General features: G+C 68.3%; 14 protein-coding genes and 1 pseudogene. 8 read left to right on the plus strand and 7 right to left on the minus strand.

What is annotated here, in order from left to right; all coding sequences use genetic code 11:
* Positions 1 to 191: 191 nt before the first annotated feature.
* A pseudogene (locus tag AB0B64_RS55270) lies at positions 192 to 569 on the plus strand (transposase); the annotation flags it as partial.
* A 169-nt stretch (positions 570 to 738) separates the two neighbouring features.
* Here AB0B64_RS55270 and AB0B64_RS55275 read toward each other — a convergent pair.
* The gene (locus AB0B64_RS55275; RefSeq protein ID WP_358202819.1) at positions 739 to 1539 is read right to left on the minus strand and encodes a UbiA family prenyltransferase; all 801 of its coding nucleotides are present in this window, start codon (positions 1537 to 1539) and stop codon (positions 739 to 741) included.
* Positions 1540 to 2003: 464 nt separating this feature from the next.
* Here AB0B64_RS55275 and AB0B64_RS55280 point away from each other — a divergent pair, with 464 nt between their 5' ends.
* Positions 2004 to 2510 (plus strand): hypothetical protein, encoded by a 507-nt coding sequence (locus AB0B64_RS55280; RefSeq protein WP_358202824.1) that lies wholly within the window; start codon positions 2004 to 2006, stop codon positions 2508 to 2510.
* 136 nt (positions 2511 to 2646) lie between these two features.
* Here the strand turns inward: AB0B64_RS55280 and AB0B64_RS55285 are convergent, their stop codons facing one another.
* Positions 2647 to 2862, minus strand: a complete 216-nt coding sequence (locus AB0B64_RS55285) for a hypothetical protein (RefSeq protein ID WP_358202831.1) — start codon at positions 2860 to 2862, stop codon at positions 2647 to 2649.
* A gap of 71 nt (positions 2863 to 2933) precedes the next feature.
* On the opposite strand from AB0B64_RS55285, the gene AB0B64_RS55290 reads away from it, so the two are divergent.
* A complete protein-coding gene (locus tag AB0B64_RS55290) occupies positions 2934 to 3137 on the plus strand; it encodes a hypothetical protein (protein WP_358202838.1) in 204 nt (67 codons plus the stop codon).
* Here AB0B64_RS55290 and AB0B64_RS55295 read toward each other — a convergent pair.
* Positions 3125 to 3586: a hypothetical protein gene (locus tag AB0B64_RS55295; RefSeq protein WP_358202849.1), complete on the minus strand. Its 462-nt coding sequence runs from the start codon at positions 3584 to 3586 to the stop codon at positions 3125 to 3127. The two genes, AB0B64_RS55290 and AB0B64_RS55295, sit on opposite strands and share 13 nt — an antisense overlap.
* A 195-nt stretch (positions 3587 to 3781) precedes the next feature.
* Here AB0B64_RS55295 and AB0B64_RS55300 point away from each other — a divergent pair, with 195 nt between their 5' ends.
* A complete protein-coding gene (locus AB0B64_RS55300) occupies positions 3782 to 4687 on the plus strand; it encodes a UTP--glucose-1-phosphate uridylyltransferase (RefSeq protein ID WP_357952805.1) in 906 nt (301 codons plus the stop codon).
* A gap of 139 nt (positions 4688 to 4826) precedes the next feature.
* Here the strand turns inward: AB0B64_RS55300 and AB0B64_RS55305 are convergent, their stop codons facing one another.
* A complete protein-coding gene (locus tag AB0B64_RS55305; protein WP_358202859.1) occupies positions 4827 to 5795 on the minus strand; it encodes a YafY family protein in 969 nt (322 codons plus the stop codon).
* A gap of 92 nt (positions 5796 to 5887) precedes the next feature.
* On the opposite strand from AB0B64_RS55305, the gene AB0B64_RS55310 reads away from it, so the two are divergent.
* From AB0B64_RS55310 to hemE, 3 genes are all read left to right on the plus strand, one after another.
* Complete coding sequence (locus AB0B64_RS55310) at positions 5888 to 6751, plus strand: NADP-dependent oxidoreductase (protein WP_357952803.1); 864 nt, start codon at positions 5888 to 5890, stop codon at positions 6749 to 6751.
* Positions 6748 to 7851: a winged helix DNA-binding domain-containing protein gene (locus tag AB0B64_RS55315; protein ID WP_358202869.1), complete on the plus strand. Its 1104-nt coding sequence runs from the start codon at positions 6748 to 6750 to the stop codon at positions 7849 to 7851. The genes AB0B64_RS55310 and AB0B64_RS55315 overlap by 4 nt, the downstream gene beginning before the upstream one ends.
* 102 nt (positions 7852 to 7953) lie before the next feature.
* Complete coding sequence (gene hemE, locus AB0B64_RS55320) at positions 7954 to 9072, plus strand: uroporphyrinogen decarboxylase (protein ID WP_358202878.1); 1119 nt, start codon at positions 7954 to 7956, stop codon at positions 9070 to 9072.
* Between the two features lie 193 nt (positions 9073 to 9265).
* Here the strand turns inward: hemE and AB0B64_RS55325 are convergent, their stop codons facing one another.
* The gene (locus AB0B64_RS55325; RefSeq protein WP_357952800.1) at positions 9266 to 9874 is read right to left on the minus strand and encodes an XRE family transcriptional regulator; all 609 of its coding nucleotides are present in this window, start codon (positions 9872 to 9874) and stop codon (positions 9266 to 9268) included.
* 112 nt (positions 9875 to 9986) lie between these two features.
* Here AB0B64_RS55325 and AB0B64_RS55330 point away from each other — a divergent pair, with 112 nt between their 5' ends.
* Entirely contained in the window at positions 9987 to 10805 is an 819-nt protein-coding gene (locus AB0B64_RS55330) for an MBL fold metallo-hydrolase (RefSeq protein WP_358202887.1), read from the plus strand.
* 319 nt (positions 10806 to 11124) lie between these two features.
* Here the strand turns inward: AB0B64_RS55330 and AB0B64_RS55335 are convergent, their stop codons facing one another.
* Together AB0B64_RS55335 and AB0B64_RS55340 are read right to left on the minus strand one after the other, a co-directional pair.
* A complete protein-coding gene (locus AB0B64_RS55335; protein ID WP_357952798.1) occupies positions 11125 to 11346 on the minus strand; it encodes a hypothetical protein in 222 nt (73 codons plus the stop codon).
* Positions 11347 to 11416: 70 nt separating this feature from the next.
* Positions 11417 to 12212, minus strand: a 796-nt coding sequence (locus AB0B64_RS55340; RefSeq protein ID WP_358202894.1) for a transposase, incomplete at its 5' end; no start/stop codon positions are given.

Genomic DNA, 12212 nt, shown 5'->3' on the forward strand with positions numbered 1-12212 from the left:
GCCCGCCACCTTGCGAGGGCTGACCGGCCTTCATGTTTCACCCCAGCCACCGACAGTCGCTCTTAAATCGAACGGGGTGTGCTGACCGCCCCGGATGAGGCATGGGACGTGGCGGTCCGCCAGGCGGAGGTGATCGGCCCGCCGGCCGATCAGCCGCGGCCGGGGTTAGCGGCCGCGGACACGGCGGCGGCGCGATCGATGTGGGCAGCCGCTGCGTGATCGGCCTGATGGTCACGCTGGAGGCGCCCTCGGCGCTGTCGGCCGGGCTGTGCCTGGCACGCATGGTGTGCGACAAGCGGCCGTGGCTGGAGCGGCCCGGCGTGGAGGGGGTGGCCTGACCCATGAGCGGCAAGCCGGACGAGATCTACGTGGACAACGCCGCCGAGTTCCGCAGCGAGGCGCTGCGCCGGGGCTGCGCGCAGCACAGCATCCCGCTGACGTACCGGCCGAAGGGCATGCCGCACTTCGGCGGCATCATCGAGCGGCTGATCGGCGCGATGATGCAGATGGTGCACGAACTGCCCGGCACCACCTTCTCCAACCCGGCCGAGCGCGGCAGCTACGACAGCCGCCGGGCCAGCAGCAGGGCGGTCGCCCGGCCGATGCCGCCGGACGCCCCGGTCACCAGTACCGGACCATGACGAGACGCACCTTCCATATGTGGGCCTTCCTCGCAGTCGCTCCCACGGGGGACGGGTCATCCCAGAACCAGCGGTCCGCTGACCAACCAGCACCAGGTCAGGCGTACAGCTGATAGGTGGCGGCGTCCTGCCGTGCCGTGCGCAGGACCGTCAGCCGCAGGGCGACCCACCAGCAGCCCCCGGCCAGGACTGCTGCCCACACCCACCATCCGGCCGCGGCGACATCGCGGGTCAGCCACGCGGCCGCCACCGGCAGGGCCGCCAACGCGCAGGCGGCCACCAGCCGCACCGGCCACTGCCCCACCGCCATCGGCAGCGTCCGCCGCCCGCAACGCCGGTCGCCGGGCACGTCTCGCAGGTCCTCCACGAACCCCACCAGCCAGTACGCCGTCCCCGCGGCGACCCACGGCCAGGCGCGCGGGGTAAGGGGCCCGGCGATCTGCCAGCCGGCTGCCAGCAACGCCCACGCACCGACCACGATCGCCGGATTCTTCACATACCAATGGCGCATCAGCCCTCGGTAGGTTCGCAGACCCACCATCGCGACCCACAGCACCGTCCCGGCCAGGATTCCCATCAGCGCCCCGGCGAGCAGGAACGCCGCGACCGCCAACCCCCAGCGCACCCAGGCACCGCGCGCGGTCATCAACCCGGCGGGAATCGGCCTCCAGGGCTTGTTGACCTGGTCTTCGGCAACCCCGCTGGCCTGGTTGGACAGCGTGTGAACGCACAAAATCAGCCAGAAGTAGACCAAGGCCTTGGCCAGCACCCACGGCAGCTCCGCCAGGGGCAGCGCGTGCGCGCGCCACGCGGCGGCGGACGCCAGCACTCCTGGGATCACCGCGGCCGTCAGGTCGGTGACGTTGCACCGCCATGCCAGCACCACCTCTCGCCACACGCTCGCCTGCTGGAACTCGCCCCGCCTGGCGGCACCTGCACTGGTACCCCAGCGTGGAGCACGCCCTCGCCGCCACGCGCGGAGCTACCGATGAGCCAACGGTCGCTCTCGCGTGGATCGTTCCATGCCAGCCGGTCGCAATGCGGCGTGGCCAGACCCGCAACAGCGCTGATCACCCGCAGAACGACAATTGCGTAAAACCCATCCGTACGGGCACAGCAAGGCGGCCGGGTGGACTGCCGCCCTGCCCCGGCGAGGTCGGTGGCATTTATCGTCTTCTCGTCTTCGTCAATCTCCGTTCCCCAATCTCGTCACGACCGATATGCGGCAGAGCCGACGGTGGATGAGGACAGGGTTGGTGCGCGAGAGAATCCACCCGCGGTAACGCCGCTACGCCTAGGGCGTGGTATCGGAAGTGTTCTAGGTTGGCGCAGGTGAGCATGCGGGGGTGGAACTATCGGTACGTGGGACCGGCCGATCTTAAGGCCGCGATCCGGCCTGGCAGCGGCGGCTGCCGGATCGGCTCTGCGGCTGATTTCGACAACTGGGTCGCCGAGCGTTCCGCGGCGGAGCTGGTTGAGCCGTTCACCTTCGTGGTCGGCGCGGACGGCGTGCTTCGGCTGGCGCCGCGACGAAGCGAGCATGTGGCCTGTGCAGGCGGACGATCGGTCCTGAGCGCCGGCGAGATCAGCTTCACCCGCGAGGCGGGCAGATGGGTCGTGGGCGATGTCAGCAACCATTCAACCGGGTACTGCCCGGACGTTAACTCTTGGCCGTCGGTCGCCCAGGCTCTCGATTGTGTAGGGCTCGGACGGCCGTCCGGTTTCACGCACGAAGTGGTGTTCCGACGCTGTCCTGGGTGCCAGGAGCACAACATCGTGCGTGAGAGCGACTTCGTCTGTGTCTTCTGCGGCAGTGAACTGCCCGAGAAGTGGAACGTGGACCTGCTGATTGAGAGCGGTGGGTCCTAGCCGCTCGTTGGCGGTCCGTTACGAGGACGGTCGCCTCGTAGCTGGCTACGCGCGATGCCTCTTGAGGCAGTTGATGCCGCATTTCACAGCGTGCCGCTCGCGGTAGTCGACCGGGGCGAACTTCGGCGACCAGCCATCACTCCTCGGCCAATGGCGGGCGCGGCTGGCGGTGGATCTCGCGCGAGCGCATGCGCAGCGTCGTCAGGTGGATCAGGCGGTGGTTTAGTTGCTGGAGGCGGAGAGCATCACGCCTGAGCGGATCCGTATCCATCGGGCCGTGCGGCAACTCGCGTCGGATCTGCGGTAGATGCGGCATCCGGCGTCGGCCGACCTGGCGCGCGGTGGTGCGCACAGCACCATCGCCACCTACGTTGACGCATCCCCAACGACGACACGGCCGCCGGCCAGAAAGAAGCATGAGCCGTGGACCGCGTCGTCGAGGGGTACATCGAAGGCGTCTACTATGCCGTGACCGTGGGCCAGTCCCGCCGGAACGCCACGGCGACGATCGGCACGGCATCGCGCTCCGCGCAAGCGTGCCGACCGCTGGAGTTTCACAACGGCCGGGCGCTGCCGCAGTCCGGACAGGGGTTGCGGCTCTCCCGGGTGGGTTTCTATGGATGGTAGAGCCAGAGCTCGACCCGGTAATCCGAGACTTCCCAGCAATATGCCTGGTAGCCGCTAGCGTTCCAGACCTTTCCCATCTCGATGCACTTGTTGCAGTTGTTGGTGCCGGTGAATGCCGTGCTGTAGTTGTACCACCATGGCGGCGGCGTAGAAGAACAACTGGCGAGCAGAGCGTTCTGCGGAGCGCTCGTTACCTGAGAAGAACTGGCGAAGGCCGACTCGCCGACGCCGGCACTGGCGGGGAACGTGCCAGCAAAAAGGGCCAGTAACGTCATGAGGAACATCGTGATAAGCGCCTTGCGGATCATTTCTCTCCCCTCGATCTTGCGTTGCGGCAGGTTCTTGGTACCTATGCGTTCGATGCTGCCTCGCCAGGGTGAACACAGCCAGGACATCCGCCGGACATCCGCCGGGCATTGTCGTCCTGGGCCATTGCCGTAGGAATCCACAGAAAAAAGATGGGAGCGAGAGCAGAACTACGCCTCGCCCAGATCCCTGGCCGTCCAGATCGCCGCCCGGGACATGTTCGGACTTGACCGGACCACGCTGGACGACGTGGACGACTACGAGCTGGAGAGCGTTGCTAGTGTCGGACCGTGTCGTGCTGGCCAGCGCGGTGTACCCGCTCAACGGAAAGAGACTTGATGCGACCGACGATCCGCAGGGCGGTGATCCCCGCTGCCGGACTCGGCTCCCGCCTCCTGCCGCTGACCAAGGCCATCCCCAAGGAGATGCTGCCGGTCGGCGACAAGCCGGTGATCGAGCACACCGTCCGTGAGCTGATCGCGTCCGGCATCACGGACATCACCATCGTCGTCTCCGGCGGGAAGTCTCTGATCCAGGACCACTTCCGGCCCAACCCCGCGCTGGTGCAGCAGCTGCGCGCCGACGGCAAGGGCGCCTACGCCGACGCTGTGGAGGAGGTCGCCGAGCTTTCCCGGCAAGGCCACATCACCTACCTCGACCAGCACGGCCCGTACGGCAACGGAACCCCGGTCCTGAACGCCGCGCACGGCATCGGCGACGAGCCGATGCTCGTCCTGTGGCCCGACGATGTATTCGTGGCCGAGGTGCCCCGCGCCCAGCAGCTGATCCGCGCCTATGAGGCGACCAGGTGCCCGGTGCTGGCCCTGATGCCGATCGACCGGCAGGACTCCGCACGGTACGGCGTGCCCGTCGTCCAGGAGAACCTCGAGCGCGGCCTGCTGCGGATCACCGGCCTGGTCGAGAAGCCCAAACCCGCCGACGCCCCCTCCGCCTACGCCGCCATCGGCGGCTACATCGTCACGCCCGCCATCATCGACGAACTGCGCGAGCAGACCAAGCGCTGGTACGAGCACCGCATCGGCGAGGTCTACCTGACCGATGCCATCAACGCCTGCGCCAGCAGCCACGTCGTATACGGGCAGGTCATCTCCGGCCGGTGGTACGACACCGGCAACCCAGCGGACTACCTCACCGCCCAGTTCGCCTCCGCCCTGGCACACCCCGAGTACGGGCCGCTCCTGCGCCGCCTCACCCGCGACCTCAGCGACAACCACCGCCCCTGATCCGCGCCCCCTGTCTGGAAATGGCGACGCCCCACAATCGTGAGGTCGCACCTGCCATCCATGCCGGGCCGGCCAAGCTCAACAAGCGCCGTGCAGGCGAAGCCTGCCTGGGTGGGGCGTCCGAGCGGAGTGAGGCCCTTCAGAGGTCGGGGCTTTGGCCCGAGCGGGTGGCCCGGATGAAGCGGGCGCCCCATTCCTGGACGTGCGCGGCGAATTCCGGCGGTCCCAGCACCTCGAACTCGGCGCCCACGTTGCCCAGGGCCTGGGTCGGCCAGTCGAGGGAGGTCGAGGTCATGGTGATCCGGCAGCGGTCCTGATCGAGCGGTTCGATGGTGCCCCATTGACCGACCGCCTGCCGTACCCGGGCCGCAGGGGCGTGGACGAGCGCCTGGACCGTGTACGGCGCCGGGGCTCCGCCGGCCGCCTGGACGAAGGCCGCGGCGTCCTCGGCCGGGAGCGGGCGTGGACGGAAGCGGGTGCCGGTCGCGGCCGGCTCGGTCAGCCGGTCGAGGCGGAAACTGCGCCAGTCGTGCCGGCCCAGGTCGTAGGCCACCAGGTACCAGCGTCCGCCGAGTGCGACCACGCGGTGCGGCTCGACCTCGCGCTCAGTGGGTGCCGAGCCCCTGGCCGTGTAGCCGAAGCGCAGCCGCTCCTCGTCCCGGCAGGCCTGGGCGACCGCGGTGAGCACCTCCGCCGCGACGATCGGCCCGGAGGCGGCGACGGCCAGGGTCATCGCCCGCAGGGCGTCCACCCTGGCCCGCAGCCGGGGCGGCAGGACCCGTACCACCTTGGTGAGTGCGTGCAGCGACGCCTCCTGCATACCGGCGATTCCGCTCTGCGCCGCGTCGCCGATGCCCACCGCCAGCGCCACCGCCTCCTCATCGTCGAGCAGCAGCGGCGGCAGCACGGCGCCGGGCGCCAGCTGGTAGCCGCCGTCGGTGCCCCGGGCCGCGCCGACCGGGTAGCCGAGCTCGCGCAGCCGGTCCACGTCGCGGCGAAGGGTCCGCTCGGAGACCCCGAGCCGGTCGGCCAGTTCCAGACCGGGCCAGTGCCGGTGGGTCTGCAGCAGCGAGAGCAGTCGGAGGGTCCGTGAGCTGGTGTTCGCCATACCCCCATCCTTGCGCGACTTCCGGTCAAAAAGTGGCCGGAAGTCTTTCTAGAGTCGATCTCAACGGCAACGCCCGAGGTAAGGACAGACGAATGATCACCCGTGAGATCCAGCTGACCGCCCAGATCACCGGCGCCCCCACGCTCGGCCATTTCACCGTCGCCAAGACGGAGGTGGACGGCGAGGTCCTGGTGCGCACCGACCAGATCGGGCTCGCCGCGACCTATCTGGAGCTGATGCGGGCCGACTGCACCATCCCGGTCCCGGCCTGGCAGCCGGGGCAGCGGGTGGGCGTGGCGACCATCGGCACCGTGGTCCGCTCCGACAGTTCCGAGCTCGCGGTTGGCGACCTGGTCCAGTCGATGACCGGCTGGAGCGAGTACTCGGCGGGCCCGGCCGCCCAGTACATGAAGCTTGATCCCGTCGCGGACCCCGGCTACTACCTCGGTCAGGGGCCGACGGCCTACTACGGGATGGCCGACGTGGCGGGCGTCGGCGAGGGCGACGTGGTGTTCGTCTCCGGCGCGGCGGGCGGGGTCGGCTCACTGGCCGGGCAGATCTCCAAGTGCCTCGGCGCGGCGCGGGTGATCGGCAGCGCCGGCAGCCCCGCCAAGGTCGGCGAGCAGTACCAGGCCGCGCTGCAGGCGGCCAGGCCCGGCGCCCGCTTCGCGCTGTGCGGCTCGCTGTCCAGCCAGCTCGGCGACGCGGCCGAACGCTTCCCCGCGCCCGACCATGCCGCGGCCCAGGCCAGCGGCATTCAGCTGCTGCCGTTCTCCTGCCACCACACCCCCGACCAGATCGCCGCCTGGCGGGAGCACTTCAGCGCCTGGCTGGGCGAGGGCCGCTTCGTCTATCCGCAGACGGTCATCAAGGGCGGGGTCGAAGACGTGCCGCAGGCGTTCTTGTCCCTGCTCCAGGGCTCCTACCGGGGCAATGTCTCGGTGCGGCTGTCATGAGAACTCTCTCGAGCAGGGTCCTGAACCGGGCCCTGCTGGGCCGCCAGTTCCTGCTGGCCCGCACCGATCACACCCCGCTGGAGGTGATCGGACGCCTGGTCGCGCTGCAGGCGCAAGAGCCGAACTGGCCCTACGTCGGGCTGTGGAGCAGGATCTGCGGCTTCACCCACGCCCAGCTCACCACACTGCTGCAGGACCGCAAGGTGGTCCGCTCCGGTCTGCTCCGCAGCACCCAGCACCTCGCCGCGGCCGACGACTTCCGCCGGCTGCGGCCGCTGCTGCAGCCCGTCCTCGACCGCACCGCCCGCTCGGCGTACTTCGCCCGCGACAACGCGGGCCTGGACACCGCCTCACTGGTCGCCACCGGGCTTGAGCTGCTGGCGGGCGAGACGACACCGCGAAAGGAACTGGCCCGGCGGCTGGCCGAACGTCACCCAGGCCGCGATGGGCGCGTCCTCGCCGGGGAGGTCGAGCTCAGAACCCCTCTCATCCACAACCCGGCCGCCGGCACATGGGGGTCCTGGGGCACCCGATCGGCCGTCTCCGTCACGCCCGCCGAGACCTGGCTCGGCCGGCCCATGGCCCCGGCGACCGCCAAGGACCTCATCCGCCGCTATCTGGCAGCATTCGGCCCAGCCGGGATCATGGACGTACAGGCCTGGTCCGGGCTGACCCGCCTCGGCGAGATCGTCTCTGACATGCGCGCCGAACTGCGCTACTACCGCGACCCCGACGGCAGGGAACTGATCGACGTCGCCGACGCGGAACTGCCCGACCCCGACACGCCCGCCCCCGTACGACTGCTGCCCGCCTTCGACAACGCCCTGCTCGGCCACGCCGACCGGACCCGCATCATCAGCCACGAGAACCGAAAGCGCGTGATGCCTGGTCAGGCACGAGTACGGCCCACCTTCCTGGTGGACGGCCACGTGCACGGAACCTGGTCCCTCCAAGGTGACACCCTGCTCCTCACGCCGTTCCGCCCGCTGTCCGCGATCGATCAGGCGGCCTTGGAACAGGAGACGAAGCGCCTGCTGCCGTTCGTGGGAGGCAAGAACGTCTCCTACAGCAGCCCGGCCGTCACCAGTCTGTCGATCTAGGTAGTGGGCGTAGATAGGGTGGTAGCGCGTACCTTCGCTTGTAGGGGTGCGTGTGCTGATCGAGCTGGTTGGGGCTCGCGTATCTGAGCAGGACGGAGGCGCGTGGGCGTCGATATGCGGGAAGAGTCGGACGTCGATCACGTGGCGGGCGAGGCGAGACCGAAGAAGCTGCTGTTGCGCGCGCTCGCGGGCGAGCGCACCGAGCGACCACCGATCTGGCTCATGCGGCAGGCCGGACGCTATCTGCCGGAGTACCACGACGTCCGCGAGGCTGCGGGCGGAATGGTGGGGCTGTGCAATTCGCCCGAGCATGCGGTCGAGGTCACCTTGCAACCGCTCCGCCGCTTCACGCTCGACGCCGCGATCCTGTTCGCGGATCTTCCCCAGATCGCGGCGGCGTTGGGGCAGACCTTGGAGTACCGGGTCGGTGACGGCCCCGTCCTCACGCCCCCGATCCGTTCGGCTTCGGACATCACCGAGTTCTTGAGCGCCTCCCGCTTGCACGAAGAACTGGCCCCGATCTACGAGACCGTCAGACGACTCACTCGCGCGTTGCCTGACGAGATCACGTTGATCGGCTATGCCGGTGCGCCGTGGACGGTCGCGACCTACATGGTCGAAGGGCGCGGCGGTGGCAGCTCAGAGCACTCCATCGTCAAGCAGTGGGCGCTGAGCGATCCGGAGGGGTTCCAACCCCTGATCGACCTGCTCACGGCGGCCACCATCGAGTTCTTGGACCGTCAGATTCAGGCGGGTGCCGAAGCGATCCAACTCTTCGAGAGCTGGGCCGGAATACTCCCCGACCCGCTGTTCCAGCGTTGGTGCGTCACGCCGGTCGCCGCCATCGTCGCGGCGCTGAAGGCGAAGCATCCGAGTGTTCCCATCATCGCCTTTCCGCGCGGCGCGGGGCTTGCCTACAACGGCTTCGCCGAGGCGACCGGCGTGGACTGCGTCGGGCTCGACTCGGCAGTGCCTGTGGAGTGGGCCGCGCGGAAGGTGCAGCAAGAACTCGGCCGGTGCGTGCAGGGCAACCTCGACCCTCAGCTCCTGGTCGCGGGTGGGCCCGCACTCCACGCGGAAACAGAGCGCATCTTGAACGCGCTCAGTGGTGGCCCGTTCGTGTTCAATCTCGGACACGGAATCGTCAAGACCACACCTCCCGAGCATGTGGCCGCTCTCGCCCAGCAGGTACGGTCCTGGTCCGCGGCTTTGACGCAGTAGAGAGCCTGAACGCGTCGGCTAGAAGGCAGCCAGTTGGCGAGCAGCGCCGGGCCAGTCGGTGCCTGGCCGCCGACGGTCAGCCGCATGGGTACCGACACGTCGCGGAGCTGCTCGCGAGTCGGCTTTTCCGGAGAATGCCGTGAGTGCGGCGATGCCCTAGCCGGCTTTGTCCAGGCCCGCAAGCTGCGGCCGATCAGGTTCTGCGCGAGATGACCATGATGTATTCGCAGGGAGCGTTCGTTCGGTTGGCGAAGCCGTGGTCCGCGTCGGCCTGGAAGAACAGGGAGTCGCCTGTGTTCAGGGTCTCGCTGATCCCGCCGATCGCGACGGTGAGGATGCCTTCGAGCACCACGAGTTGTTTCTCCGTACCCGGCGGATATGCGGGCAGCAGCCCGGTAGAGACCTGCGCGGGGAGGTAGTGGACGACCATCTCGGCTCCTCCCGCGCCCGGGGCCGCTGACACCATGTGCCGCTCGAAGCCGGTTTCCGGGTCACGGAAAACGGGGCGATCGTTCTTACGCATGACAATGGCCACACCAGACGCGGCAGCAGCCGGCGCACCGATCAGGTCCGAGAGCGACGCGTCGAGCGCGTGGGCGATCCTGGACGCGACGCCGATCGTCGGGCTCTTCTCACCGCGTTCGACCTTGGACAGCATCGCCCGGCTGACCGACGACTGTGTGGACAGCTGTTCCAGCGTCAGGCCCGCCTCCTCGCGGCGTCGCCGCACGTTACCGCCGAACGCGCCGGCCAGGTCGTCACCGTGCTGTGATTCGGGCGCGTTTCCGTCTTGCTCGACCACCGTGCTCCTTGATCGTTGGGTACCTCGCTGCCCACAGTGTAGGGTTTCTCCTAAAGAAGATAAGATCTTCTATCGGAGAGGCGCGATGTGCGCCCAACACGACGGAGGCTCCATGCGTTTGATCTCGAGTGGCCAGCTCCATGCCACGTTCGCATTCGGCGATCTGCAGGTGATCTCGTTGCGAGACGGGTACATCGACATGCCGCCGACACGGCTTCGCGACGAGGATGGGCGCACGCTCGATGAGCTGCCAGCCGCCGTTCCGCTGGCCGGCGACAACTTGCGGCTGTCGGTCAACGCCTTCTTCGTCACCGACGGCACACGGTCGGTTCTCATCGACACCGGCGCGTCCAACGCCTGGCACGACCCCACCATGGGATTGATCTACGACGCGCTCGACGAAGCGGGAATCGACCGCGCGCATGTCACCGATGTGGCCATCACCCACAAACACGAAGACCACGTGAGCGGCCTGATCGCGCCGGACGGTTCAGAGGCGTTCACCAAACTCGAGCGCGTGTGGATCGGCGCGGGCGACACCTCGGTGTTCAAGGGGCGGCTCGAGCCGATCCGCGACCGGGTCGTACCCGTGTCGGAGAAGGTCGCGATCAACGACTGGATCACCGCGATCCCGACACCAGGCCACACACCCGGTCACACCGTCTACGACGTCAGGAGCGGCACCGGCCACCTTCTCGCCTGGGGCGACACCGTTCACGTTCCCACGCTCCAATTCGATCAGCCGAACGTGTCCTGGGAGCTCGACGGCAACCAGTCGCAGGCCCGCGCCGCGCGAGCGGCCCTCCTCGAACAACTGACCCGACCACACCACTTCGTAGCCGGCGCCCACCTCGACTCACCCGGCATCGCCCGCGTAACCCCCTCCGGCGACGGTTATGCGCTGGAATACCTCGCACCACCGATCGGCTGATCGAGCCTGTCGGCTCCGGGCCGCGCCGGCCTCCTCGGAGGCCGGTCGACCGGATGCCGTCTGGCAAGGGGTTCGGCCTCAGCACGCTGCTATCCGCCTTGTTCAGGGCCGCCGGCTCGGCCTCGAAGCGCTGTAAAACCTCGTTGGTGAAGACCAGCTCGCCGAGCCACCGCATGCGTTTGGCTTCGGCCAGGCGTTCGCGGGTGTCGTCTTCGCTCTGCGGCAGACGGGGACCCTGGGCCAGGTCGATCCGCAGCATCGGACAGCGGACACACGCTTCTTTGAACTTACGCTTTGAATGCTGATCGATTCCGGAGTATCAATGCTCGCGATTGAGTTCGTGGTAGGCGATCACTGTTTCAGACTTGATTTCCTGCAGGGTCCAGGGGTGGACGGAGTAGTCATCTGTTGCCACGCCTCCGTGCTCAAGCAGCAGCGCGACCATTTGGTGAACCTCTGCGGTGCCGTCGATCCGTCCGGAGATGTCGATCTGCACTGCCCAGGTGGGGTGGTGTCCGACCGCCGCTTCGAGGACCGCCACGTCCTCGGGATCCCAATCGGAGAAGAGTTGACCTGCTCCCCGTTCTGAAGGGGCGGGGATTCCCGTGCCGCTATGCGGCAGCTCGTGCCGCTTGCGCGGCCCGCGCTGTGGGACGGGGTGCTTGACGTTTCGCGGACCCGGGTGGGTCTCCACGCCCTGAGACGACCAGCCCGGCCGCCTGTCCTTTGCTCTTGATGTTCCTCGCCCCGACGATGTCGGCGTGCTCGGTGTGCCCGCAGGAAGTGCAGGAGAAGATCGCTTGGCTCTTGCGGCTCTTCTCGTCCACCTTCCCGCACGCAGGTTCCGGGCACGTCTGGGACGTGTACGCGGGGTTGATCTTATGGATGACGCTGCCGGTATAGCGGGCCTTGGAGCGGAGAGCGACTTCCAGCCCGTACCAGCCCTTGTCGAGAATCGCCTTGTTGAGCCCGGATTTCGCTGCCGCGCCGTTGCGCAGGAACCTGCCCGGCCGGTCGGGGTCGGGCTTGGGCTTGACGGCCGTGCTCATGCCCTTGGTGTTCAGGTCTTCGATGACGACGTGCCCGTAGGCGCGGGTGAGCCGGTGCGCGGCTTGGGCGTTGAAGTCAGCGCGCCGCCACCGGATGCGCCGCATGATCTCACTCATCGCGGCCCTGACCGTCTTGCGGCGCTTCGATCCCTTCTGCGTGCGGGCGAGTCGGCGTTGCAGCCGTAGATACCGTTCCGCTTCGCCGGGCGTGACATACCCCAGGTCGTCCTGCCGGTCTTGTTTCGTCTCCCGTGGCAGCTGCAGGGAGGAGACACCGCTGGTTCCGGCGTGGCGGCGGTCGAAGAACTCCCCGTCCGAGGTCACGGCGGCCGTGACCACCCCCCGGTCCACGCCCACC

Source organism: Nonomuraea sp. NPDC049129 (genome assembly GCF_040648495.1).
In the GTDB taxonomy this organism is placed as follows: Bacteria; Actinomycetota; Actinomycetes; order Streptosporangiales; family Streptosporangiaceae; genus Nonomuraea.